At 32.2% G+C, this 25919-nt stretch carries 23 protein-coding genes; 6 read left to right on the top strand and 17 right to left on the bottom strand.

The window, feature by feature from the left end; genetic code table 11:
• Nucleotides 1–164 precede the first annotated feature (164 nt).
• The 6 genes from D1818_RS13000 to D1818_RS12975 form a co-directional block, all read right to left on the bottom strand.
• On the bottom strand, nucleotides 165–635 hold the full coding sequence (locus tag D1818_RS13000) for a CYTH domain-containing protein (RefSeq protein ID WP_118459436.1): 471 nt from the start codon (nucleotides 633–635) through the stop codon (nucleotides 165–167).
• Between the two features lie 82 nt (nucleotides 636–717).
• Nucleotides 718–1551, bottom strand: a complete 834-nt coding sequence (locus D1818_RS12995) for a DUF2911 domain-containing protein (RefSeq protein ID WP_118459435.1) — start codon at nucleotides 1549–1551, stop codon at nucleotides 718–720.
• Nucleotides 1552–1574: 23 nt separating this feature from the next.
• Nucleotides 1575–2678 carry a helix-turn-helix domain-containing protein gene (locus tag D1818_RS12990; protein WP_118459434.1) on the bottom strand — a complete coding sequence of 368 codons (1104 nt, stop codon included), beginning with the start codon at nucleotides 2676–2678 and terminating at the stop codon, nucleotides 1575–1577.
• 77 nt (nucleotides 2679–2755) lie between these two features.
• Complete coding sequence (locus tag D1818_RS12985) at nucleotides 2756–3454, bottom strand: hypothetical protein (protein ID WP_118459433.1); 699 nt, start codon at nucleotides 3452–3454, stop codon at nucleotides 2756–2758.
• A gap of 106 nt (nucleotides 3455–3560) precedes the next feature.
• Nucleotides 3561–4229, bottom strand: coding sequence for an NAD(P)H-binding protein (locus D1818_RS12980; protein ID WP_118459432.1), 669 nt, complete (start codon nucleotides 4227–4229; stop codon nucleotides 3561–3563).
• Between the two features lie 145 nt (nucleotides 4230–4374).
• Nucleotides 4375–4887: a hypothetical protein gene (locus tag D1818_RS12975; RefSeq protein ID WP_118459431.1), complete on the bottom strand. Its 513-nt coding sequence runs from the start codon at nucleotides 4885–4887 to the stop codon at nucleotides 4375–4377.
• Nucleotides 4888–5102: 215 nt separating this feature from the next.
• On the opposite strand from D1818_RS12975, the gene dinB reads away from it, so the two are divergent.
• Together dinB and D1818_RS12965 are read left to right on the top strand one after the other, a co-directional pair.
• Nucleotides 5103–6200 (top strand): DNA polymerase IV, encoded by a 1098-nt coding sequence (gene dinB / locus D1818_RS12970; RefSeq protein WP_118459430.1) that lies wholly within the window; start codon nucleotides 5103–5105, stop codon nucleotides 6198–6200.
• 60 nt (nucleotides 6201–6260) lie between these two features.
• Nucleotides 6261–7004 carry a hypothetical protein gene (locus D1818_RS12965; RefSeq protein WP_120752396.1) on the top strand — a complete coding sequence of 248 codons (744 nt, stop codon included), beginning with the start codon at nucleotides 6261–6263 and terminating at the stop codon, nucleotides 7002–7004.
• 6 nt (nucleotides 7005–7010) lie between these two features.
• On the opposite strand, the gene D1818_RS12960 is transcribed toward D1818_RS12965, so the two are convergent.
• From D1818_RS12960 to D1818_RS12950, 3 genes are all read right to left on the bottom strand, one after another.
• A complete protein-coding gene (locus D1818_RS12960; protein WP_118459428.1) occupies nucleotides 7011–8156 on the bottom strand; it encodes a methionine aminotransferase in 1146 nt (381 codons plus the stop codon).
• Nucleotides 8157–8610: 454 nt separating this feature from the next.
• Nucleotides 8611–8769 carry a hypothetical protein gene (locus D1818_RS25335; RefSeq protein WP_158596908.1) on the bottom strand — a complete coding sequence of 53 codons (159 nt, stop codon included), beginning with the start codon at nucleotides 8767–8769 and terminating at the stop codon, nucleotides 8611–8613.
• 182 nt (nucleotides 8770–8951) lie between these two features.
• The gene (locus D1818_RS12950) at nucleotides 8952–10646 is read right to left on the bottom strand and encodes a tetratricopeptide repeat protein (protein WP_118459426.1); all 1695 of its coding nucleotides are present in this window, start codon (nucleotides 10644–10646) and stop codon (nucleotides 8952–8954) included.
• A gap of 383 nt (nucleotides 10647–11029) precedes the next feature.
• Here D1818_RS12950 and D1818_RS12945 point away from each other — a divergent pair, with 383 nt between their 5' ends.
• From D1818_RS12945 to D1818_RS12935, 3 genes are read left to right on the top strand one after another with little or no spacing between them, the layout of a single operon-like run.
• The gene (locus D1818_RS12945; protein WP_118459425.1) at nucleotides 11030–11695 is read left to right on the top strand and encodes a succinate dehydrogenase cytochrome b subunit; all 666 of its coding nucleotides are present in this window, start codon (nucleotides 11030–11032) and stop codon (nucleotides 11693–11695) included.
• A 10-nt stretch (nucleotides 11696–11705) separates the two neighbouring features.
• Nucleotides 11706–13721, top strand: a complete 2016-nt coding sequence (locus tag D1818_RS12940; RefSeq protein ID WP_118459424.1) for a fumarate reductase/succinate dehydrogenase flavoprotein subunit — start codon at nucleotides 11706–11708, stop codon at nucleotides 13719–13721.
• A gap of 5 nt (nucleotides 13722–13726) precedes the next feature.
• On the top strand, nucleotides 13727–14473 hold the full coding sequence (locus tag D1818_RS12935) for a succinate dehydrogenase/fumarate reductase iron-sulfur subunit (protein ID WP_118459423.1): 747 nt from the start codon (nucleotides 13727–13729) through the stop codon (nucleotides 14471–14473).
• A gap of 79 nt (nucleotides 14474–14552) precedes the next feature.
• Here D1818_RS12935 and D1818_RS12930 read toward each other — a convergent pair whose 3' ends face one another.
• The 3 genes from D1818_RS12930 to D1818_RS12920 all read right to left on the bottom strand — a co-directional run bounded on the left by D1818_RS12930 (nucleotide 14553) and on the right by D1818_RS12920 (nucleotide 20300).
• Nucleotides 14553–16745: a T9SS type A sorting domain-containing protein gene (locus D1818_RS12930; RefSeq protein ID WP_118459422.1), complete on the bottom strand. Its 2193-nt coding sequence runs from the start codon at nucleotides 16743–16745 to the stop codon at nucleotides 14553–14555.
• A gap of 344 nt (nucleotides 16746–17089) precedes the next feature.
• A complete protein-coding gene (locus D1818_RS12925; protein ID WP_118459421.1) occupies nucleotides 17090–17914 on the bottom strand; it encodes an NAD(P)H-binding protein in 825 nt (274 codons plus the stop codon).
• Nucleotides 17898–20300 (bottom strand): M28 family peptidase, encoded by a 2403-nt coding sequence (locus tag D1818_RS12920; protein WP_118459420.1) that lies wholly within the window; start codon nucleotides 20298–20300, stop codon nucleotides 17898–17900. Before D1818_RS12920 ends, D1818_RS12925 begins: the two co-directional genes overlap by 17 nt.
• Before the next feature lie 310 nt (nucleotides 20301–20610).
• Between D1818_RS12920 and D1818_RS12915 the strand changes: the two genes are divergently transcribed.
• Nucleotides 20611–21081, top strand: a complete 471-nt coding sequence (locus tag D1818_RS12915) for a CBS domain-containing protein (RefSeq protein WP_118459419.1) — start codon at nucleotides 20611–20613, stop codon at nucleotides 21079–21081.
• A 3-nt stretch (nucleotides 21082–21084) separates the two neighbouring features.
• Here D1818_RS12915 and D1818_RS12910 read toward each other — a convergent pair whose 3' ends face one another.
• The 5 genes from D1818_RS12910 to D1818_RS12890 form a co-directional block, all read right to left on the bottom strand.
• Entirely contained in the window at nucleotides 21085–21798 is a 714-nt protein-coding gene (locus D1818_RS12910; RefSeq protein WP_118459418.1) for a GIDE domain-containing protein, read from the bottom strand.
• Between the two features lies 1 nt (nucleotide 21799).
• Nucleotides 21800–22150: a hypothetical protein gene (locus D1818_RS12905; RefSeq protein WP_118459417.1), complete on the bottom strand. Its 351-nt coding sequence runs from the start codon at nucleotides 22148–22150 to the stop codon at nucleotides 21800–21802.
• Nucleotides 22151–22298: 148 nt separating this feature from the next.
• Entirely contained in the window at nucleotides 22299–23798 is a 1500-nt protein-coding gene (locus D1818_RS12900) for a cellulase family glycosylhydrolase (protein WP_118459416.1), read from the bottom strand.
• A gap of 268 nt (nucleotides 23799–24066) precedes the next feature.
• Nucleotides 24067–24969, bottom strand: a complete 903-nt coding sequence (locus D1818_RS12895; RefSeq protein ID WP_118459415.1) for a histone deacetylase — start codon at nucleotides 24967–24969, stop codon at nucleotides 24067–24069.
• Between the two features lie 308 nt (nucleotides 24970–25277).
• Nucleotides 25278–25832 carry a hypothetical protein gene (locus D1818_RS12890; RefSeq protein ID WP_118459414.1) on the bottom strand — a complete coding sequence of 185 codons (555 nt, stop codon included), beginning with the start codon at nucleotides 25830–25832 and terminating at the stop codon, nucleotides 25278–25280.
• Nucleotides 25833–25919 lie beyond the last annotated feature (87 nt).

The following is a 25919-nucleotide window of genomic DNA, read 5'->3' as shown; positions in this document are numbered from 1 at the left end:
TTCTTGTTTTTGAAGAAGTTTTTTTGGGGAATTTTCGTTTTTAAAAAAAATATGAAACAAATTTTTGAAGAATTGATTTTTTGTTAAGATTTGCGGTCTAACAAAAAATAACATTTAATTGTGAGTTTATCTGTGTGAAGTTCTAAAATTATTTATTTAGAATTTTAGCTCCAGTTTTTAAAAGGGTTCTTGCTCAATTGAGAATTGTAATACCTAGCATCTCCAGTAACTTCTTTTCCTAACCAATTTGGTTTTATGAAAGTTTCATTTTCAGTGCTTAATTCGATTTCAGCAATAGTTAATCCTTTATTTTCTTCAAAAAATTCATCTACTTCGATAATATGATTCCCAGACGGGAGCTCATATCTCGTTTTTTTGATGACTCCTTTTTCGCAAATATTTATAAGTGCTTCCGCTTCAGTAACAGGAATTTCTTTTTCCCATTCAAAGCGTGTAGTACCGGACGTATTACCAATACCTTTTACAGTAATAAAAGCCAGTTTTCCTTTAATTCGAACTCTAACCGTTCTCTCAGGATCAGTATTCAGAAATCCTTGTATAATAAGAGTGCTTTTTTTAGCTTCTTGTTTATAGAGCTCTGATGCGACTAGGAATTTACGTTCTATTTCGATCATATATGATACTTGATGTTTTTTTAAATGTAGATTCAAGATATTGTATTTTTCAAATCTAATATCTTGAATCTACAAAATGATTTTATCTAGACCATTTTTTGATGTTTTTCTCGTTTAATCTGATAAAATCTTTGTTTTTTACTTTTTTAGATAATTCCAAAGATCTTTTGGCAGCTGTTATTGCTTCAGTTTTTCTGTCTAGATCTGCTAGAATTAATGACTCTCTATATACCTGAAAAAATAAGGCATTTTTATTTTTGGTGACTTTTTTAATATATTCTAATGCTTTGTCTAAATCTGTTTGTGTTTCGTGTAAATACAATGCTACCTGGAAATATTGAAAATCAGTTGGTCCAGAAATGGTTTTTTCGATACTGGTCATTGTTTTTTTATGTGTGTCAAATTTTAGTGGTAAAACTATTTTGATCTGATCCCAAGCAAAAACTAACTGCGAACTATCTAAAGTGATTTGATCCATATAGATCATAAAGGTTTCTAAAACTTCATTTAATTCGATAAACTTGGCAGTAAAACTGGCAATAGGTGTTTGGTCTACATAGGTATTCCAGTTGCCAGATGTATAGGTGTAAAAATATACTTCCCAAGTGCTTTTTCCTGGTTTAGTAAGAATAGCATAAGAACCTTTTTTTATAGGTGTTTCCATAATGGTGACATCATCAGTAAAAGTAATCTTGGTTGTAGCGTTAGCACCAGTTCTCCATAACTCGTTATAAGGAATGATACCGTTTTCTCCGAAAATTGTTCTTCCTCTTTTACTCGGTCTGGAATATTCAATTTCGATTTCGGTTAATCCTACAGTTTGTATTGTTTTTGAAGATGGGCTTAGTGCAGGAACGGTAAGTTGCGAATTAACTGTAGCTATGGTAATAATACTGATAAAAAATATTTTGAACATAATTTATTAAAATTTTGATGTGGTTAAAGATTAGAAAAGTACTCTTTTGGAGTAGTTCCCATTAAATCTTTAAACGACTTGTTGAAGGTAGTTTTAGAGTTGAAACCTGCTTCTTGGGCAAGTCCAAAGAAGGTCATGTTTTTAGCTTTATCTGTTTTGGCCAAGGCGATAAATTCTTTTATTCTGTAATAGTTTACATATTCAAAGAAATTCATTCCTATCCGCTCATTCAGTAAACGTGCTATTTCGGGATTACTGACGCCTAACATTTCTGCCAGTTCGGATTTTAGAAGTTTTCTGTTTAAATAAGGTTTTCTTTCTTCCATTAAATGCTCTAATCGAGATTTTAAACTATTTAATTGTTGGTTTGATAATTTAGACTGAGCATATTTTTTTGGACTTACTAGCTGAGTAACTCTGAATAATTGCGGTTCTTTTATGTTGTAAAATGTAATAAACAGAATAATAAGAGCTATGCTAATCCATATTATTTGCCAAGCAGATTTATCTAAGAACTGGTATCCCAAGAGCCAGTAGATAAACATACTAAACCAGCAAAGCATACAGATCCCTACTGCTATCAGAAAATTCATGAAAAACTGAGATTTTACAGTATAACTTAATTCGTTCTGGATGTCTTTTCTAAATTTTAAAAAGATCCTAAAACTTAAGACCCAATATGTGATATTAAATAGTAATCCAATGGCGATAAAAAATAAGGTAAATCTAAATTGTTCTCCGCTTTCGAGTCTTTCTTGTAATATTTCGTCAGATGGGAGGATAAAAGCGGCAGTTACAAATGTATTATATGCCAAAGCAGGCACGTAATGTAGTAATTCTTTATATGAGAACTGCCTGTTCAATAAACTGGATCGAGTAAATAGGTAGATCGTAGCACCAAATAAGAGTGTTGCGAATTCAGAAAAAATAACCCATCGGTAATTATCCCCAAAGAAGCCAGAGATGTATAATATACGACCGCTTAATCCTATTGCTAAAACAAGTACTAAAAAAGCAATATATCTATTGATACTTTTTCTTTTTTTAGGAGAAAAAACATAAATAAACAGTAAAAATAAACTTTGGAAATACCCGAAATAAACTAATTGATTTAAGAATGATTGCATATTAGTAATGATCTGGTTTTTTGTTTACCCGGTTTATGTGTTTAGAAATTCTAAAAACATAAACCGGGTTTAATATACTAGTTTAATACAAACTGATTTACATGTAACACGCCTTTGTGATCCATTTTAAGATTTTCTTTGTAAAAAGCATCAAATTCTTGTTTGCTTTCCCATTGAGTAATAACTAGTAAATCGGGGTTGTGATAATACCCTAGTGGTGATTTTCCGTTAGTTAATTGAAGAATTTTTTTTCCTCCTTTTGCTGCTGATTTTTGAGACCAAAGTTCTGTGAATTTTTTGAACGATTCAGTATCTTTTTTCCAGTAAGATGTAGCTACAATGTATTTACTCCTGTCTATTTTGAAAGAAACATCTCTTGGCATTTCATAGTAGGTTAAATTAAATATAGACCACATTTTTCTACGTTGTACATGGAAATCCGGAACTATATCTTCAATTTCTGAAATAAATTGTTCACGATTTTTTAAGTCATTCCATTTGCCTAAAATAAAAGTAGTAGGTTGAATGTTTCCCTGAGTTGTTTCTTTGATATTAAATCCAGGTAATGGTTTATATGTTTTTTCTAATCCAACTGGAAAGACAGTCTTTTTGTATCTTTCAAAGTCTTTTTCGATATCTGGTTTATTGGTTAGTAAGAGAATATCTAGAACTTCTCCTTTTTTAAAGTCAAAGGATTTTACATCAGATTGAGCAACAAGACTTGTTGTTAATAGACAAGTTAAGAAGACTAGAATGAGATTTTTTAATAACTTCATTGTTTGTTTTTTAATGATTCATAATTTTCAAACAAATGTAGAAGCTGTTATGGATATTCAGTAATTATAGGAGCTCAGAAAGATACGGATACGGTATATGAACCAATTAGATACTTTTTTTCGTATGAATTACTTTGATTTCATCAGAAACGATTCTTTTACTATTGAATTCATTATTTGCTAACCATATCATTGCCGAAACGATTGTTTCAGGATGAATCGAACGATATTTTTTTAAAGATCCGAGCAATAGAGGATTTATTACTTTCATTAACTGTTTAAAGAAATATTCTCCAGTTCTTTTTTCATCTCTTTTACCACTAATTAATGACGGTTGTAAAATATGTGTTTTAGGAATTTCTAGAGATAAAACTGTTTCTTCCATTTCTCCTTTAGTAAGATTATAAAATACTCGACTTTTTGGGTCCGCTCCTAAAGCAGAAATAACAATAAAAGTTTTAATATTATTTTGCTTACAAAGTTGGGCTGCTGTTACCGGAATACCATAATCAATAGTACGATACAATCCTTTATCTGGGGTTTTAGCATTTGTAGTTCCAATACAGCAAAATACTTCATCTCCAATAAAATCCGAAGCTACAGTTTTTAATTGAAGCATGTTAATCAGATGCTCTTCAATTTTGGGATGAGAGATCCCTATAGTTTTTCTAGAGAATAACTTAATTTTAGAATAGCGATTATCATCTAGTAAAGAGTCTAAAAGAATTCTTCCTGTTAATCCTGTTGCTCCTAATATGATTGCTGTTTTTGCCATTTTACAAATTAAACAAGAAGAATCATAGGTATTATGGGATGGTTAATACCTATCTCATATATCCTTTATACAATGTACATACTAAGAGCCTAAAAAGAAATTCGTAACTTATTTTTTTATTGTAGTAATAAAAATGATGTTAATGCTAATTTTGAGCTACCATTACTATACTGCTTGGTTTGCAGCCTTCATTTTCACCATCCTCAGTAAGAGATAGATTAACAGCAGCTTTATCTTTGTTTGCCGAATCTATATGTAAAACAATTTTATAACCTTGTTTGTTTTCTTGATATTTTTTGACTTCGAAAGAAGCTCCCTTATAACTATTCATAAAAGGTTCTTTACCGGGTTTTAATGCCGTAGCTTTTCCACCTATCGTAGTTTTTTTACAGTATTGATTCTCAAACACAAGTGTGTATTGTATAGTGTCTTCTGATAACCAGGAAACAGATAACTTCTGGGTGAAATCACCATTCTTATCTTTTTGTGTAGCTGCGTATGTTTTTTGGGTAAGAACTATTATGCTCTCTTCTTCATTTACGCTATCGACCGTTTCTACAGGGTCAGTTTCGCTTAATCCATTAAGGTTGTTAGAAGGTTTACTTTCTGATTTACAACATATAAAAGCAAAAAGTAGGAGTAGGGTGTAATTTTTCATTTTTTAAATATAATTAAGTTCAAATTGATTGGGATCAATAAAGCAAGATATTATTTTTATCTGATAAAATCCTTACAAATATAAGAATATCATTTTTTAGAAGTATTTAATACTTGAATATTTACTTATATGAGTTTGGTTACAACGATTTAAAGTTGATCTATTATGAGTTCCTTTGAATAGTTTATATCCACTATTTTTGTAAGAGACAAAGAATGAAAAGTCAGAGAAAAATCATACACGTAGATATGGACGCATTTTATGCGTCTGTGGAGCAAATGGACAATCCAGAGCTTAAGGGAAAACCTCTGGCGGTAGGTGGAGGAGGAAAGCGTGGAGTGGTTAGTGCTGCGAGCTACGAAGCACGTAAATTTGGTGTTCGTTCTGCAATGCCTGGGTTTACAGCTAGGAAGTTATGTCCTGATTTACTCTTTGTGAGACCAAGATTTGATCGCTATCAAGAGATTTCCAAACAAATCCGTAAAATATTTTTTGACTATACAGATCTGGTAGAACCTTTATCACTCGATGAGGCATATCTGGATGTAACCGAAAATAAAAAAGGAAACCCTAGTGCATCTTTGATCGCTCAGGAAATCAGACAACGAATTTTTGATGAAGTTGGGTTGACTGCTTCGGCGGGAATATCTATTAATAAATTTATTGCTAAAGTTGCTAGCGATTATAACAAGCCTAATGGTCAGAAAACTGTAAATCCAGAAGAAGTAATCGAATTCTTAGAAGATCTGGATGTTAAAAAATTCTACGGGGTAGGAAAAGTGACACAAGCTAAAATGTATCAATTAGGTATTTATACCGGAAAGGACTTAAAAACGAAATCGGAAGAGTTCCTAATCCAACATTTTGGCAAATCTGGAGGGCATTATTATAATATTGTTAGAGGTATTCATTTAAGCGAAGTGAAACCAAATCGAGAACGAAAATCTCTTGCTGCAGAAAGAACTTTTAGCGAGAATATTTCTTCTGAAATATATATGTTGGAGCGACTAGAAAATATTGCAGAGGAATTACAAAAGCGTTTAAAAAGAAGCAAAGTAGCAGGAAGAACATTGACGCTAAAGATTAAGTATAGTGATTTCACTCTTCAAACTAGAAGTAAGACATTACCTTACTTTGTAAGTGATGCTGATATACTTTTGGAAACAGCAAAGGAGCTTTTATATCAATCAGAAATGAAGAACTCAGTGCGATTGTTAGGAATTTCACTTTCTAACTTAAATACAACGAAGAAAGATCAAAAGAAAATAGAGAAAGAAGAAGTGGAGATCATTCAATTAAGATTTGATTTTTAAAAACCATAATTAGATGAGTAAGAGTTTCTAATTAAACTGTAATTTGCACATATCATGATTATGAGTAAAAAGACTAAATTTAAGGTTGCGATTACAGTTGTTTCATTGATACTTTCGTTTTTGTATCATCTAAGTCCATATAAATTAGAATTTCTTGGCCATTATTATAAAATATGGGCTCATAGAGCCAATAGTGCCGAAAAACTTGATTCGGCATTACAATATTTTGATGGAGTGGAATTAGACTTGATATATGATGTAGAAGGAGATTTTTTTGATGTAAATCATTTAACTTCGGAGTCGGTAGGTCTAAAATTCGAAGAGTACCTTAACACTTTGGATAAAACGCAACATCCATTGTTGTGGTTAGATATCAAAAACTTGAATAAGGATACAGCCGGCAATATATTAGATAAATTACTTCGGATTTTCAGGAAAAGAAATCATCCCTTGAAGAATATTTTAATCGAAACACGTTATGCGGATGCATTACCAATATTTACCAAAGAAGGATTTAGAACTAGTTATTATTTGCCATATGATTTAAGAAAAAGAGACGAAGAGAAGTTACAAGTTGTGATACGAAAGATAGAAATGATTCTAAGCGAGCAACCCAGTATTGGAATTTCTACGAATCATCGCGATTATCATATCATAAAAGAACATTTCCCGAATCGCAGAAAATATATTTGGATACTGGTTCCTTTTATTAATATAGATTTTTTTATCACAAAGGAGATTCTTAATGACGAAAAGGTTGAGGTTGTTTTGATAAACTATAATGCGCTGAAGGGAAATCGATAAGATTATTTATATGTTACATAAAATTTCCGCAGCTCTTTTCAAGGTGTCTTCTGTTTTAGCAAAACAAAATCGTAGCACTTTATCATCTTGTTGATTAAGATTAAATACCGAAACTGGAATAGAAGCAATTTTGTGTTCTTTTGTTAGTCTTTCGGCGAACGCCACATCACTTTCGTCAGTAATAGCTGTATAATCTAATAATTGGAAATAAGTTCCCGCTGCAGGAATGTATGAAAATTTGGAATCTTTGATTAATGATAAGAATACATCTCTTTTTTCTTGATAAAAATTGGGTAGGGATAAATAATGTTCAGGTGTTTTTAGATACGCTGCCAATGCATGTTGCACAGGATGATTACTACAGAATACATTAAACTGATGCACTTTCCTAAATTCAGTCATCAGATCTTTAGGTGCAATACAATATCCCATTTTCCAGCCAGTAGTATGAAACGTTTTACCAAAAGAAGCAGTAATAAAAGCTCTTTCTGCCAATCCGGGAAACCTAGCAATACTCTGATGTTCCTGACCATCAAAAATAATATGTTCATAGACTTCGTCACTTAATAAAATGATATCTGTATTCTTTAATAAAGCTTCTAGCTGGAGCATATCGTTTTTTGATAAAACAGTTCCGGATGGGTTATGAGGAGTGTTGATGATAATCATTTTTGTTTTGGAAGTAATTTTACTCGCAACTTCTTTCCAATCAATAGTAAAACTAGGTGCTGATAGTTGAATTGGAATGATCGTTCCTCCAAATAATTCTATAGAAGGTTCATAAGAATCATAGGCGGGTTTAAAAATGATCACTTCATCTCCAGGATGAATAAATGCTGAAATAATCGTAAAAATAGCCTGTGTAGCGCCAGAAGTAATCGTTATGTCGGTTTCGGGATGGTAATCACTGTTGTAAAGAGCATTCGTTTTTTCTACAATCACCTTTCTTAAAGATAATAAACCAGGCATAGGCGCATATTGATTATGTCCTTTCTGCATGCCAATGGTTACTAAATCAATTAATTTTTTGTCAGTTTTAAAATTTGGAAATCCTTGAGAGAGATTAATAGCTTTATAATCATTTGCCATTTTACTCATTACAGTAAAAATTGTTGTGGATACGTTGGGCAATTTTGTGTGGATATTCCTCATAGTTATACATCAAAAAAAGAGAAGGTATAAAAAAACCCTGAAAATATCAGGGTTTACTGATGACAAATTAAATTAATATCTAAAATATATGGCAATAACCTTGGTTACATCTATCCGAAAAATCACCTGTTACTTCCCAACAATCTTGTGATGTTTCGCAACGTAGATTTGTTCTGCAATAATAGCCTCCGTTGATAGATAACTGTTCTGTTTTGTCCAATTTGGCAACGTCTTTTAATTTTAGAATTTTTGATAACATAATTTTGTTTTTTAAACTATTGATGTTCTACCTACTCTATAAAAAGGTTTTCGGTTTACCCTTGTTAAAATCAAGTACTCATCATACACTGATTTTCAACTCAAGTTATATCGAAATGAAGGTGTAAAAAAATGAAACATCCGTATTTTGCGAAAAATACGGATGTAAAATAACAGTTAATTAAGAGGTTTGATTTTAATATACATCATTGCAATTACAGTGAGTCAAATGGCTTCCGGTATCAGGCTTTGTAGGATCACATTCTCCACCTTTTATTTTTATCATTGTATCGTGATTAATCTTAGCTATAGTAAGCTTTTTTAAGGCAATAGTGTTTTTTTGTTTTGTTTTCATAATCTTAATGTTTTTAAATGAGTTTTATTTATACACACTCCAACGAATATGATTTCAAGGTACTTTTTATACCCGGAAATTCATAAATAGGTAACCGTATTTTAAAGAAATTAAGGTGAGAAATATGGACTAAGTAACCATATTTTTATCTTTTGGAAAAATTCGCTTAATGCTATGAGATTTTAGGAGTTGTAATATTGATTATTTATTTTTTTGATATAGTAAGATGGGTTTAATCCAGTCTTTGATTTGAAGTGCTTTGTAAAAGAATTGTCGGTTTTATATCCAATTTCTAAGGCAATTGATTTAACAGAAAAAGATCTAAATTTTTTATCATTTTTTAATCGTTTTAACGCATATTCGATTCTTAGGTCGTTAATATAATCGTTAAAACTAGCTGCCTTATGTGTTTTAATAATTTTAGACAAATAGGTTGTATTCGTTTTTACTTTTTTAGACAGGGATCTAAGATCGCAATCAGTATTTAAGAAATATTCCTGATTTTCCAGTTTTTCCAATCCATCTAGTACAGCATTAACTTTTTTATCATTAATTATTACTGCTTGTACGAGGTTCTTTTCTTTGGGTTCTAGTGAGTTTATCTTTCCTAATAATTCATTAAATCGTGCATTGTTTGTTTTTTGTTTTTTGAAATATTTAAAAACAATAAAAATTAAGATAATACAAACGGATAATAGCAAGAAGAATGTATATTCTTTATAACGTTCTTCTTTCATTTCTTCATTTGTAATTATTTCCATTCGATTTTCTAATTCATGAATCTCTTGTTTATGTAATTTAGTAATCGTTTTATGTTTAGCATCTTCAAATTGATCTTTTAATTTTATGAGCTTTTGGAGCCAATGCATAGCTTCATTGGTTTTACCGATTTTAGAATAACAATTTGCTAATAAAATGTATGTATCAAGTACTCTACTATTTCGAGCATCTTTTTCCTCTAAGATGGGGATAGTGTTGTTTAGATAAGAAATTGCCTTGTTATATTTTTTTTCCTCATAAAAATGATTTGCTAGAAAGTAATTAATGTTTAAAATCGATTTTTTTTGAGTAATTTTCTTGTCAATGAGGATCTCTTCAGCTTTATGAAAGTATAGCAATGCTTTCTGATTGTCATTTTTATGGGAATACACAACCCCTTTTTTTGTATATAAATCAATGGATCCAATAGAAAAATCTAATGATTTGCTCATAATTAAACCGATGTCTGCATAATGATTAGCTGAATCGTATTTTTTTTGATCTAAGTAAATTTCACTTATAATATTAATAAGCCTGACGTGATTTTCGGTATTTTTATCAATTGAGTTTTCTGTAAGTTTTAATGAGTTTTTACAAACTTTAAGGGCTTTATCAAGCTGCCCCATTCTTCTTAGAATAATGGATATGCTAGAATTAGTAATAAATTCATTTCTAATATACCCATTACTTTGAGCAATATTTAAGGCTTTGTTATAATAATCCAGAGATTCTTGGTTTTTCCAATCCTTTAAATATGAATTGCCGGATGCGATAAAATATTTGCATAAAAGAGAATCATTTTTAACACCTTTAACTGATTTGATTGCTTTGTCTAAATAGTATATACTGCGATCGTATTTTCCTTTTTCATAAAAAGTATCAGAAACACTATAATAGTGCTCTGCTAAAATCGAATTGTCATTAAAAAGATTGGAAAGAGCAACTTCATAAGGTTTACTTTGTTTAGAATTAGAGGATTGTATTAGATGCTCTATTAATTCTTGAGGAGATTTGGTTGCTAAGCTATCTTGTGTGTTAGATTGATTTGCATTTGTTAGTGTATTTCCTAAAAGGAATAAAGGTGTTAAAAGAATAAATTTTAATAAGAACTGTTTCACCTAAAAGTAATGTGTTAAAAGTTTGATTGTTTTTCAAAAGTAGTGTTTTTCGTTTTTTAATATTTTGAAGAGACGATAACTAACAGCTTTATGACATCTTTTTGCAATATTAGTTTTGAAATATCAGTTTGATGATGTAAACGTAATAGTTGCAAGCCTGAATCCCATTATGATTTATGACATAAAATTAACATTTTAGTTATGAAGCTAATTACTTTTTGTTCAAAGTTAGCGCTATATTTCAAACGATTTCGTAATGAAAGCTAAACAAAATTTATAATCTATTTTAATTCATTATAAATACTGTATTACTGGTTCAAAATCTTGTTAAAAACAAGTTTGAAGCTTATTTTTGCTAATCAAATTTTTAAACATTCTTTATAATGAGTGGATTGATAAAATCTTCAATAGCTAGAAAGGTTGCGATGGCACTTTCGGGACTTTTCTTAGTATTTTTCTTATTACAGCATTTTACCATCAATTTTACTTCTGTTTTTAGCCCTGATACTTTTAACGAATTATCGCATTTTATGGGTACAAATCCGGTAGTTCAGTTTGCATTGCAACCAGTACTGATTTTTGGAGTAGTTTTCCATTTTATTATGGGATTTGTTTTGGAAATAAAAAACAGAAACGCAAGAGCAGTTAAATATGCTAAATATAACGGAGGGGCAGGTGCTTCCTGGATGTCCAGAAACATGATTCTTTCTGGATTGGTGATTTTAGCATTTTTAGGATTACATTTTTATGATTTCTGGATTCCGGAAATAGTACATAAATATATAGAGTTCGCACCAGAAGACCCATCGCGTTACTATCACGAATTGACGGAGAAATTTGTAAGTCCGGTACGTACTGGATTATATGTATTGTCTTTTGTTTTCTTAGCATTGCACCTGTGGCATGGATTTGCATCATCGTTTCAATCTGTTGGTTTCAACAATAAATTTTCTGTTGGAGCGACTAAGTTTGCTAAGGTGTTTGCTATTGTAATTCCTTTAGGATTTATAATTATATCCTTAGTACTTCATTTTAATCATAATCATTAAAACCACTATTATGTCAATTTTAGACTCTAAAATACCAGAAGGTCCACTGGCAGATAAGTGGACAAAACATAAAAACACAATTAACCTGGTGAATCCGGCCAACAAGCGTAATATAGATGTTATCGTTGTGGGAACTGGATTGGCAGGAGGAAGTGCTGCTGCTACGCTAGCAGAACTAGGATATAATGTAAAAACATTCTGTTATCAGGATTCTCCTCGTCGTGCGCACTCTATTGCAGCACAAGGAGGAATTAATGCAGCAAAAAATTATCAGGGAGATGGAGATTCTAACTACCGTCTTTTTTATGATACTGTAAAAGGAGGTGATTATCGTTCGAGAGAGGCAAACGTATATAGATTAGCAGAGGTTTCAGGAAATATTATCGATCAGTGTGTTGCTCAAGGAGTACCTTTTGCTCGCGAGTATGGAGGATTACTTGATAATAGATCGTTTGGGGGTGTATTAGTTTCTCGTACTTTTTATGCGAAAGGACAAACCGGTCAGCAGTTATTACTTGGAGCATATTCGGCCATGAATCGTCAGATCAACCGAGGGAAAATACAAGCTTTTAATCGTCATGAGATGTTAGATCTAGTGAAGGTTGATGGAAAAGCTAGAGGAATTATAGCACGTGATTTGGTAACTGGTGAGATAGAACGTCATTCTGCGCATGCTGTAGTATTGGCTACTGGAGGTTATGGAAATGTATTCTTCTTAAGTACGAATGCAATGGGGAGTAATGTAATGGCAGCTTGGAGAGCGCATAGAAGAGGAGCTTTCTTTGCAAACCCTTGCTATACTCAGATTCACCCAACGTGTATTCCGGTATCAGGAGATCATCAGTCTAAATTGACATTGATGTCTGAATCCTTACGAAATGATGGTAGAATTTGGGTTCCAAAAAGAAAAGAAGATGCAGAAGCGATACGTGCGGGTAAATTAAAACCAACACAATTATCCGAGGAGGAAAGAGATTATTACTTAGAGCGACGATATCCTGCATTTGGTAATTTAGTTCCTCGAGATGTAGCATCAAGAGCTGCTAAAGAACGTTGTGATGAAGGTTTTGGAGTAAATAAAACAGGAGAGGCTGTATATCTTGATTTTGCCGCGGCGATACAGCGATACGGTAAAGAAAAAGCATTAACTTCAGGTATTCATAACCCAACAGCAGAACAGATATTAGAATTTGGAGAAAAAGTTATCGAGGACAAATATGGTAACTTATTCCAGATGTATGAGAAGATTGTAGATGAAAATCCATACAAAACACCAATGATGATTTATCCTGCGGTTCATTATACAATGGGTGGTCTTTGGGTAGATTATAATTTACAAACTACGGTTCCAGGATGCTATGCTGCAGGAGAAGCTAATTTCTCTGATCACGGAGCAAATAGACTAGGAGCTTCTGCATTAATGCAAGGTTTAGCTGATGGATACTTCGTATTGCCGTATACAATCGGAGATTATTTGTCTCAGGATATTCGTACTGGGAAAATACCAACAGACACACCAGAGTTTGATGAAGCTGAAAAACACGTAAAGGATAGGATTGAAAAATTAATGAGTGGATCAGGAGAACATTCTGTTGATTATTACCATAAAAGATTAGGTAAGATCATGTGGAACAAATGCGGAATGTCTCGTAATGAAAAGGAATTGAAAGAGGCAATTGATGAAATTTCTGCCTTAAGAAAAGATTTCTGGAAAAGTGTAAAAGTTCCTGGAAATGCTAATGGCATGAATCAGGAATTGGAAAAGGCAGGAAGAGTTGCAGATTTCCTTGAGTTAGGAGAGCTATTTGCAAAAGATGCTTTGGATCGAAACGAATCTTGTGGAGGACACTTTAGAGAAGAATCTGTTGAACAAGATGGGGAACAGAAAGGAGAAGCACTAAGAGATGATAAAAACTTTAAATATGTTTCTGCTTGGGAATATAAAGGAGAGCCTAAAGATGCTGTACTTCATAAGGAAGATTTAGTATTTGAAAACATTGAATTAAAAACACGTTCTTATAAATAAAAGCTATGAATCTTACATTAAAAATATGGCGTCAGAGTGATGCTAAGTCACAAGGAAAGATAGTAGAATATCCAATATCTGGAATTGAGGGGGACATGTCTTTTTTAGAAATGTTAGACGTGTTAAATGAAGAATTAATTACCAAAGGTGATGAACCGGTAGTTTTTGATCATGATTGTAGAGAAGGAATATGTGGATCTTGTTCTTTACAGATCAATGGAGAGCCTCACGGACCGGATAGGTTAGTAACCACTTGTCAATTACATATGCGTAAGTTTAACGATGGAGATACTATTTTTATAGAGCCATTTAGAGCAAAAGCATTTCCTGTTGTTAAGGATTTGATGGTAGATCGTAGTGCTTTTGATAGAATTCAACACGCAGGTGGGTATATTTCTGTAAATACCTCTGGTAATACAATTGATGCCAATGCGATCCCAGTTAATAAAGATAATGCAGATGATGCGTTTGCTGCGGCAACCTGTATTGGTTGTGGTGCTTGTGTAGCAGCGTGTAAAAATGCTTCTGCAATGTTGTTTACCTCTGCTAAGGTATCTCAATATGCATTATTACCACAAGGACAAGTAGAAGCTACGGATCGGGTGATGGCTATGGTAAATCAAATGGATGAAGAAGGATTTGGTAATTGTACCAATACAGGAGCTTGTGAGATTGAGTGTCCAAAAGGAATTTCTTTAGAAAATATTGCACGTATGAATCGTGAGTATTTAAGTGCTAGTTTGAAAGGGTAAAACTTATCTATGTGAATAAAAAAACCCGAAGTATAGCTTCGGGTTTTTTTATTACTTTGAGCAAAGATAATACGTCAATTTACTTTTTAAGGAATCTTAATTTAGCACCTCCAAATATGGAAACAATATACATACCTTTCGATAGTTCAGATACTTCTAATTGTTCATCTGTTTCTTTAGCAATTACTGTTCGTATCAGTTTACCTTTCAAATCATAAATAGAGATATAATCTCCTGTAGTAAGTCCTACAACACTAATATAATCTTTTGCGGGATTCGGATATATCTGTATTGATTCATTTGTAGAAGGATCATTTTCTTTTTTGGAGGTAATACCCCAAGTGAATGTTTCCCATCCTGCAATCACATTACCTCTTGCGTAAAGAGGAGAATCATTTTGATTTTGTCTGGATTGCACATATTTGCCATTAATATTTGCTTTTAGTGCTACTCTGTTGTCTCCAAGATCAATCCATTCGAATTTTTCAGCGGAATTTATTATAGATTTATCCGCAACTAAAGGGTATGTGTTTGCAATGATTTTATCTGCTGAAATGTATTTTTTGTTTGGCAATGATTGTAATGCTATAAGATCGTTTCCGGCATCAATAACCGTGAATTTTTCCCAAGACCCTAAAGCTTTTCTGTCAGCTTCTAAAGGGGCGTTAGGTAGTTTTTGTTCTGCCACAACATATCGATTGTTTATTATAGATTTTAACCATATAAGCTGTCCGATTGGAGCGGTAGAGTTAGAGCCAATTTTGATATTTATGATAGCTTCCTGAACTCCTCCTTCATTATCCGTAGCAATAGCTTTTAAAGTGTATGTTCCTTCTTGTAGGTTTTTTAGCTGAGAATCTCTATCGCTTATATGTCCCCATTCATAAGGAGCATACTTTTCTTCTCTTATTAATTCGTTGTTTAAATATAACTTTACATTTGATATAGTTCCATCTGTATCGATAGCATTGACTATCGGCTTTAGACTTGTTCCCGGATCAAATTGAGCATCTTGATTAGGGTTAATAAAGCTTACTATTGGGATTTCATTCTGAGGGTTGGAGTCCTCAATCATAACAGGGTATAATGTTCCCCCACTTGGTGTTTGACTCGTAGGTAAAGCAGGAAAATTAGTAGCAGGATTGGCTGGTTTTACTTTTCTGGGGCCTTTGTACAATATTGAAGGATTTGACCAAGGTGTTGTACCATTATGATTCTCTTCTTTACATTGGTTTTTGAAAACAAAATTTGGATGATTAGAGTTTTGATGCTGTGTAGACCAAGGTCCCATAATTGCATAGTAGTTAGGTTCTTGATTATTATTGTAAGGAGCATTGGGAGTGTCTGCTTTAGAGTTAGGCATATCTTTAGGTAGGGTAATTCTGTTGTTCTCAATCAAATTATTTCCATTATCTCCACTATGAAAACTTACTTCTTGTCTAAAATCATTATCATAAACCACATTATATTCTACATTACCACCTTGCAATGAAATATGTCTTAAATGTGTTATTTCACATCCTGTAATTAAATTATAGGCACCTTGAATAAAAAAATAGCCTTGCGCACCTCCTGCTTTTTTATGAGCTCCATCCACTTTAAGATCTCGTAGCGTAATATGATTAGAAGGAACCCTAACAGGATCTTTTGCAGAATCATAAATATTTACTTTATCTAACCAACAATCAGAAGACTTTCTAAACTTTACAGAAATGTTATCATTATTAGGTAGTTCGTCATTGGCATTTAAACTATAATTCCATGGGTATTTTGGTTTTCCCCAACTACCTTGAATAGTTAAATTGTATATACCACTTTTACGCACTTGATTAAAATAGAAAGCGCTTCCTCTGTTCATTTTAATAACACATTTTACTCCATTTCTGGTTTCACCTATAAGACAAACATTGGATTTCATAGATATTTGTTGGTTGATAGTATAGCTCCCATTTTTTAATAAAACAGCTACTAAACCAGATTCTTTTGAAGCATCATTAATTGCTTTATTGATTGCAATACTATTGTCGCCGTTATTAAGAGTTTTTACAATTCTTAGATCATTCATAAAAGGGATGCCTCCTCTTACTCCAGCAGTTTCCCATTTTTTCATTTGCGGATATCTACTGTCATATTTACTTGGGTCGAAGGTGACTCCAGGGTCTCCAACCTTATTTTGAGAGTATACAGATGTTATGCAAACAGATAGAAGTATGATTGAGACAAAGGATATCCGTTTTTTGAATCCTTTAGCATTTGAATAGTTTAATTTCATGATTTGTTACTTTGTTAAAAATTGGCGATTGTTCTTTGATAAATCTAAGTCGTTATCTATAAGGCCTTAATCATGAATTAGTATTTGTTTGATATAAATTAGAATTAGTAATGATTTTTTAATGGAAGAGAATTGTTAAAAATATATCTACGAGAAGTTAAAAAGCTATTACAGGAGCTTATTATTAGGTTGTAATATTCAATATTTGAGAAAAGAATTTAAAAGATAATAACCTAAGAATTTAAAGGGAGGCAGAATGACCTAGATAGATGAGTGTTTCAATTGAGAAATTTATTGTACTTGTTATAGATACGTTGGTAGAAGTAATGAATTTCTATATAATTTTATTTAGTAGATATGCCTAAGCTATGAGTGAAACTATATTCTAATTCATTTTGTAAATTGTTACTATCAATCACCTTTCCTTTAGAAGAAGTTTCATAATCATAATCGGGGATTTTTAGTCCCATTTGTTTGCAGATTGTACTATAGTATTCAGCTTTTGGCGGATGTTCTGGATAGGATGCGTTAAAAGTATCATTCCAGTGATCTACTTCTATTATTCTTTTAATAATGCCTATACAATCTTCTCTATGAATTAGATTTACTGGTGCCTGTGGATTTTTGATATTTTTTCTTTTCGAAAGCATACTTGCAGGATGTCTTCGGGCATCAAACAAACCAGCAAAACGTAGTATAGTAGTTTCAAAATTTGGATTATCTCGCAGAACCTGTTCCGTTTGTATTAATTGTTTTCCTGCGTTTGAAGATGCATTGGGGATAGTTTCTGATGTAATCAAAGGAAATTCTTCCTGATCTGCAAAAACAGAAGTTGAACTAATAAAAAGTGTCTTTTTGATGGTTGATTTTGCTATGAATGGCATCAAATTTCGAATTTTATCTACGAAATTGCTTTCTGGGTTTCTTCTTAGTCCCGGAGGAATATTAATTATAAGAATCTCACTTCCTTCTAAAAATGAATCTATAGAACCTTTGGGACCACTTTCTTTAACTTTAATAAGAGATGGATGGATGCCTACATCTTTTAGATTAGTTAATTTATCCTCAGAGGTTGTAGAACCTTTAATGATATATTTTTCTTTTAGTAAAGCTTTAGCTAATGGTAGTCCTAACCATCCCGTACCTAGGATACTAATTTGTTTGTTCATTATCTTCTGATAAATTTGTAGATTGATCTTTTTGCAAAGATGTGGAATCCTGAGGTTTTTCAGTGTACTCGAATCTCAAAGTTTTCTTAATAGTAATGGCGTCATTCAGGATAAAGGGTTTTGGAATCATCGTTTCAGAACGTTTTGGAATAGAAAAAGCCTCATTTTCAAGCAGATCGTATGAGGATTCATATACAACGATTTCTGGCACAGAATCCTTATGAAACTGCATTCTTAACTCTAGGGGCTCATTATCTCTTAGGTGATATGTCAATAAACGATTATTCCAGCGATTAGTGAATGCATTATAAACAGATCCGTCTTTATTGGTTACATCTTTTGGAGCAACTCCGTTTGCCAATAAACTTTCAAAATTAAAAGATTTACGCATAAACAAATCAATCCTGTTGATATTGCGTTGTGGGCGAAGGCAAATATCCAGTATTCTTTTATCTCCTTGTATGCTGTCAAAAGAGGTTTCGACCTTTACCGATTTAAAATCTTTTAAGGAAGCATTATTCACATAGTTGAAAGCGTTACTATATTTACTTTCAATAGTGTTTTGATTCCAATCTTTATCTAGATTTTTAAGACGATCTATATGGTTTTTTGTCCAGGAATCTAATGTATGGTCATAAGATGCCCAATAAGCCTTATTTTGATCTTCGTGTATTATGTAAACTAAACTGTTTGGCTTTTGCCTTTCTTCGTTAAAATCGGATTTAAAGTGAGATGCTCCAAGGCATACTAATGCTAATACAAATACGACAGTACCTAGCATACTTTTTTTAGCATAAAAACCTACTACTGGTAGGAGTAATGTACATAGTAAAACGGTTAGTGCAGATGAGACAAAAGCAATTCTTAATCCTAAAGCAACTGGAAATGAGGCTATAAATGGTACAATCATAAAAATAGCTGGAAGGCATAAAATGAGCATCAGTATCGGAAATGGTCTTTTCTGATTAATCAAAACAAACTGGCATAAAAGACAGAGAATTACAGGAATAACAAAATAACTAGCACCTTCTAAATAAATAGCAGCACCTCCACAAATTACAATCCAGAAAAATAAAGGCGCTACCAATATACTGGGTAGTTCCTCTACATTATCAAAAATACTGTATACTTTAAAGAAAGCAGCAACAGCCAGTAATATAGCTGCTGCAATGTAATAATATCCGTTATAGGGGAAACCGTGCAAAATATCATTGTATTCCGGATAAATGATCAATATCAATTTCCAAAGTCCGAAACCTAAAGCCCCTGCTAAACCTACAGAAATAATAAATGCTAAAAACCCACTTCCGACTTCTCCTGCATTAATACGAAACCTAGCTTTTCCATACACTATGAAACCAATAAATAGAAAAATAGCCAACCCGAGTAAAGGGTAAATCCAGCTAAATGGATATTTAATAATCTTAAATATTGGAGCGTTAAAATATAAGAAGTCTTCTTCTGATTTCAGATTTGTAATATCAGAATTAGAAAAATAAGTTAATAGAGGCATTAAGTAACTACCTTGATGTTGTAACGTATTCAGATCTAGATTTTGCCATGTGTCATTGGCAGTATGATAATCAAAATGATCATCAATAAAAGCAAAATTATATCCTTCTATATCTCCGTGTCTCCTAAAAACGGTTAAATCAGTGTCATTAGGTAATAATTTATAAATGCTATATGCCAATGAATTTGTTACAGGAAATTGTGGATCTGCTTTTATGAATTCTTCAATCATTTTACCATTCTTACCATTGGTTTCCATCAACATATAAGAATTTCCCCCACTTCCTCTAGCTTCAAAATTTAGTACAAGGCCTACATTTTTCGTCCATGGATGTTCTGATACGAATAAATTAGCTCCATTTAGGCCTAACTCTTCTCCGTCTGTAATGCATATGATAATATCATTTTTAGGAGTTTTGTTTTGAGCTATATACGCTCTAATACCTTCTAAAATAGTTGCAACACCACTTCCTGCGTCACTTGCTCCATAGGAAGAATGTTGACTGCTATCATAATGTGAGAGGAGGAGTAATGCTTTGCCTTCTTCTGATGTGCCTTTGATTTTAGCAATTATATTTTGAGGTTTGCTCATACTACCTTTATCACCGATAGAAAAACCTTCCTGAATTTCGGGTGATAAGCCTAGTTTTTTGAGTTCTTCTATAATATAATCTTTAGCTTCATGATGTCCTGGGCTACCTAAGTAATGGGGTTTTTCAGATATTTTTTTAACATGTTCAAGTGCTCGCAAAGTAGAAAATTCTTCTTCAGGAGTGTCGAGACCAGAAATTTGCTGAGGCATACTACTATAAAAAGTATACCAAACAGAGAAAACAATTAATATAAGTGTGAGTACTGAAAGAATTTTTTTCATCAGTTATTGGTTGTTTGTGTTAGTTTGCGTGAAGAGATGTAGGTAAGTATTTATTACAAAAATGGAAACGTATAAAAGAAATGTTAGTAAACTCAATTTTATCAATTTGATTGCTATTTGTCTCATTTATTTAATATCTATTAAGATAAGTGTCACGAGTGTTAGTTTTTTTAGTAATAACTAATATTTATCTGTTTTATTAGTTGTGATAAAGGTAATAAAATAAGATTTTACTATTATAAATGTTAAAAATCCATTGAATAAGTAATGTAAAATGACTATATTTAAGATTCACTAAATCACTATTATTATGGGAATTATAAGTTTTCAGGGCGCTAGATCTAAGGTAAAAAAACAAGATAATACACCGATTAAAGTCTCGGATTATATGACCAGAAATTTGATTACTTTTTCTCCAAAACAGTCCGTTTTGGAAGTAATGGAGTCATTAGTAAAAAACAAAATTTCAGGTGGTCCGGTTGTCAATGAACAAAATGAATTGCTAGGTATTATTTCTGAAGGAGATTGTATCAAACAGTTAAATGAAAGTCGTTATTATAACATGCCTATTGATGATGCTAATGTAGAAAGGTTTATGGTAAAAAATGTGGAGACCATCGATGGAAACATTAGTATTTTTGATGCTGCAAATAAGTTTTTAGAAACTAAAAGAAGACGATTTCCAATTTTAGAAGATGGCAAGCTAGTAGGGCAGATTAGTCAAAAGGACGTAATGAAAGCAGCCCTAAAAATGAATAGCCAGAATTGGAGAGACAAGTAGGTTTTATTTCTTTTTTAACTCTTGTGCCTTAGGATCATCTGTTATGATTAGTTTGTTTTCACTATCACCAGATATATATAAACTTTTAGAAGAGTATCGATCAAGATTTTGATCGGACTCTTTCCAGTTTCCTGTACCCAATATTGTGATTTTTTCTCCTATTTCTATGACTCCTTCTCGATAACGTATGCTTTTATTAAAACCAAATAATCCAGTACTATCTTTACCGTGAGATTTTAAATATTGATCCAAAAAATTTGGGGGGTCATTCCAGGTTCCTGATGTATATTCTACGTCTTGATTAAGATAAACAGTTTTAGCGCTTTTCGGAATTTTTGTAGAGACTATAGCTTTATCACCCTGACTTTCAATGATAAAGTCCTGAAATTTCTCTTCTTTAATAATGGTTCTCCAGGAGCTGCTTTTTCCGTTGCTTCTTTTTTCTTCTACCTGTATTTTATAATACAAGCATTTCCTTTTTCCGATAGGAGATATAAAAGGTTCATTAATAGGAAAAGCTTTCCCTTTGATTTTTATATATTCATTTTCTTTGCAGAGTTGAATTTTCTTGAAAGGATACTCCTTTAATTTCCGGAGTATTCTGTTTTTCTTACTGTAAATTCGCGAAAAAATTAGAAATATAATAACTCCAAAGAGGAAAATAAAAAAGAAACCTCCGTTTCCCAAATCAAGTTTTAAAATGTTAAGTATATGCATACTAGCTATTTCTTTTAACTAAAGCGTAATATTCATTTTCTAGCGGAAGGTACCCTTGATCATATACAAAATAATATATCGTACCGACTTTAGTTGTGTAAATACTTGTAAAATGTTGAAAATCGAAGCCTTTGGCGATAAGTTTTGATTTTGTAGTTTTTGTTTTCTCGTTGGGATTGAGTTCTTCTAGTATCCTATAGTTTTTTCTGAGGCGATTATTAATATTTCTTACTAGATTTTTACTATCCTTATTAATTTTATTGTTAAAAGCATTTCTGCAGTAATCACTGCAGAATTTTTTATCGGCTCGACCGATAATTTTTTCACCACATTCCGGACAGTCTTTTTGCATTGTGTTATATTTAAATCAGCAAGATACAATAATCCGACTTAATCGTTTGTAAACGGCTTCTGTCTAGGCTTATTTCCTAAGCATCATAAACAAAAAAGCAACTAGTTCGGTAACTAGTTGCTTTTACATATTAGTTTAATAAAGTCTGTTATTGAATAAGTATTTTTTTAGTGAAAGTTTCTTTCGAATTTGCAAGAGTAACCTTAGACAAATACATCCCTAAAGCTAGTTTAGAAACATCATATGTATAGCTGTTAGAAGACAATACTTCATTGTCATCAAGTACGCTTATTTCTCTTCCGTTAAGATCATAAATACCTATTGATGCAATAGTTCCTTCTTTAAAGCTAAAGTTTATTATTTGGGTTGCAGGATTCGGATATACGCTAAATGAAATATCTGATAGATCATTTATACTTAATACGTTACCTGCAGAGCAGTTAGGGATTGGATTTGATAAAATTGGTTGTAAATAATCCATTTTCCATTGAACCACCGTACTCCAATCATTATCAAATATACCACCTGTATCTCCAGAATTAGGGTTTAATGCCCAAAATGTAAAATGTAGTTTTTTCTCTTTAATAAAGTCTATAAATTTCTGGAACCAGATTTCATCTAATCCTCCTTGTCCTTTAATTCCTAATTCTCCAATAAGTAGAGGCGAGGTTCCCTCTGTATTTAAGAAATTGAATTGTTCTTCCCATATCCCTGGCATATTATCTGGAAAATCTGCCGCTGTAAACCATTCTTGAGCAAATACTGTTGGGCCATATTCGTGCGGAGAATACATTAATTTTGTAGGATCACTAAGTCTTACAGGAAAATCTCGAGCACCTTGTAGGTTTCCTCCCCACCAGTAAGAAGTTTCGGTACCATCTGGTTTATTGTAAGCTTCAATACCTTCTACCATAATCAATACATTTGGGTTCGCTGCTAAAATGGCATTTCCACATTTTTCTGCAGCCAATCTCCAATCATATTGGTCATTGGTTCCCCAACGAGCTCCTTCAGGGTTATCTATTTTTCCATTAGGTTCGTTATTGATATCCATACCAATTACGGCATCAAAGTCTTTATATCTATTCGTCATAAATACCCAGTCCTCAATCCATTGTTCTTCTGATACGTTTTCAGTATACCATAGTTTTTCAACTAAATATGCATCAGGGTTTCTGGAATGACAGTCTAATATAACTTTCATATCATTATCCTGACACCATTGGATCAAATAATCCATAACCTCAATAGGTTTCGTAAGCCCTTGAAGCCCTAAATTAGAATATGGGCCGTTTTCTGGTGTTCCGTCATATGTATAAGGATCTTTTACCCAGTAATTTGCTTCTTGAAAAGTAGCACCGTCTCTTAGCATCATATTATGCCAAGGAATTCTAAGACAATTGAATCCTAAATCTTTTGTCTGCTGCAACATCCCTTCAATATCCCTAGCATATAATCCGTGAGGGATACTTATTTGAGTTTCGAAACCAAACCAGTTAACTCCAGCTAGAATTACTTCATTTCCATCGGAGTCAAGCAGTTTATTGCCACTAGTAGATAACCAATTGCCTTCGCAATTATCGGTTTGTGAGGTAGCATTGATGCATATAAGTAATGCACACAATAGGGTAATGTAAAAACTTTTCATTTTGATGATTTGTGTTACGGTTAATAAACATCTATAACGATTGCGTAAAAACTTTTAGTATTTCGTTATTGATTCTATTTTGTATAAATGGAATTTTTATCAAAAAACTTTTAACTGTATTGGTTTTTAGTTTTTTATGCACTAAAACGCTATGGTACTTGCGAATTTGTTAAAGGGAAGTGTTGAAATTGTTTATATGTAGGTTTATTATGTCTACAGGTTGTATTATAATACTTACAGTTTTAGCATTTTTTGATTTTCAATTATCTTAGAAATAGATTTCTTGAGCTAATCTAAAGGTATTTGCATGTGCATCAATTATGATTTTGATATCAGCGGAGTATCCACCACCCATAGAACACATTACTGGAATCGATAGATCCTTGCAAGTTTGCAGTACAAAACGATCTCTTTCTTTACAGCCATTAATCGTACAACTCAATTTACCTAGTTTATCCGAATCCAAAATATCTACACCACAGAGATAATAAATGAAATCTGGTTTTTGTTTTTCTATAAGTTGGGGAAGGATTTCTTTTAGGGTTTTTAAATAATCCACATCTTCAGTTCCATTATCAAGAGGAATATCTAAGTCGGATTGTTCTTTTTTAAAAGGGTAATTACTTGCTCCATGCATCGAGAATGTAAATACATCATCGTCATTCTCAAATATCTCTGCAGTTCCGTTACCCTGATGTACATCCAGATCAAGTATTAATACTTTTTTTGCCAATTGCTTTTGCAATAAATATTTTGCTCCAATCGCTTGATCATTTAATAAGCAAAAAGCCTCACCACGATCAGTATACGCGTGATGCGTTCCACCTGCGATATTCATAGAGATTCCATGTTGTAACGCATATTCTGAAGCTTTAATGGTGCCATCAGCAATGATTACTTCTCGATCCACCAATTCTTGTGACAATGGAAAACCTATTTTGCGAATAGCCTTGCGATCTAAGGTGAGTTTCGTAAGTTCATTATAATATTCTTGAGTATGAATTGCCAAAATATGGCGAGAATCAGGTATTTGGGGTGTAAAAAAATTCTCTTCTATACAAGTACCTTCATAAAGTAATTGTTTAGGTAATAATTCATATTTGATCATCGGAAAGCGATGCCCTTCTGGTAAAGGATGTTTATATATAGGATGATATGCTATTTTGAGCATGAAAAATTTATATTAATTGATCATCCATTTCATGAGTACTAACATGACCTGTCTTTTTAAATCAAATATACTCTATTCCCTGTGAACTAAATTTTTATTTTATCTTTTAAGAATGATATCAAGCTACACTATTAAGATGTTTTAAGATCCATGTTAGGGGCAAAACAACACAATAGTTATTTGAAAAATCAAGTTGTTGGGGGTAGATTTGAATATGAAAATACTCAAGTAATATGAACGTTAATTATAAATTAGATATAAAATGTTGTGTATAATTAAGCTGGATCTAATAAATATAAAATTAGAGCTTATCTCTTTTTACGTATTCTACGCTTGCTTTGTCGAATATTGTCAAACCAAAAGACTTCTTCGGACATATTTTTATCAGTAAATGTAGAAGGATCGCTATAATCTTTCAAGTCAAAGAATATTTCAATTTTTAGAGAAGTAGTAGATTTTGAAATATTTGAAAAATTAAAAACAGCTCTGCGCCAAGTGTTTGCTTTTCCTGAATAGATAAAATCTTTTTCGATATCTTTTCCAAATTTTAGAGTGATCATTCCCTTTGATTTAGGGGAAAGAAAATCAACACTGAAATATCTTCCATTTTTAAAATTTACCTTTCTTTGAAACTTATCAACTATTGTAGAACCCCAATATTCGGCTCCTGGTAATTCTATTACTTTTACAACATTTCCTGATGTATTGATCCCTTTAACTTTAGGGTTTGAATCCCTATAAGAGATTAGTTTGTCTGTATTAGAAACGACATTTTGATCCATTAAGGATTCAAAATTGATTTCAAACTGTGCACTTGTGACATTTATGTATAACAACGAGATGATTAAAATACTTTTTTTCATTTGTTTTCCGATATCTGATTTATGATTTTTTTGAGAGTTTTAATTCTCGTAAAAATATAAATAAGGTAAGGTAGCGAACGTATACAT

Origin of the sequence: Aquimarina sp. BL5 (assembly GCF_003443675.1) — a bacterium.
GTDB lineage: Bacteria > Bacteroidota > Bacteroidia > Flavobacteriales > Flavobacteriaceae > Aquimarina.
Note: the sequence above shows the minus strand (reverse complement) of the source record. Positions and strands in the feature narration are given on the sequence as shown.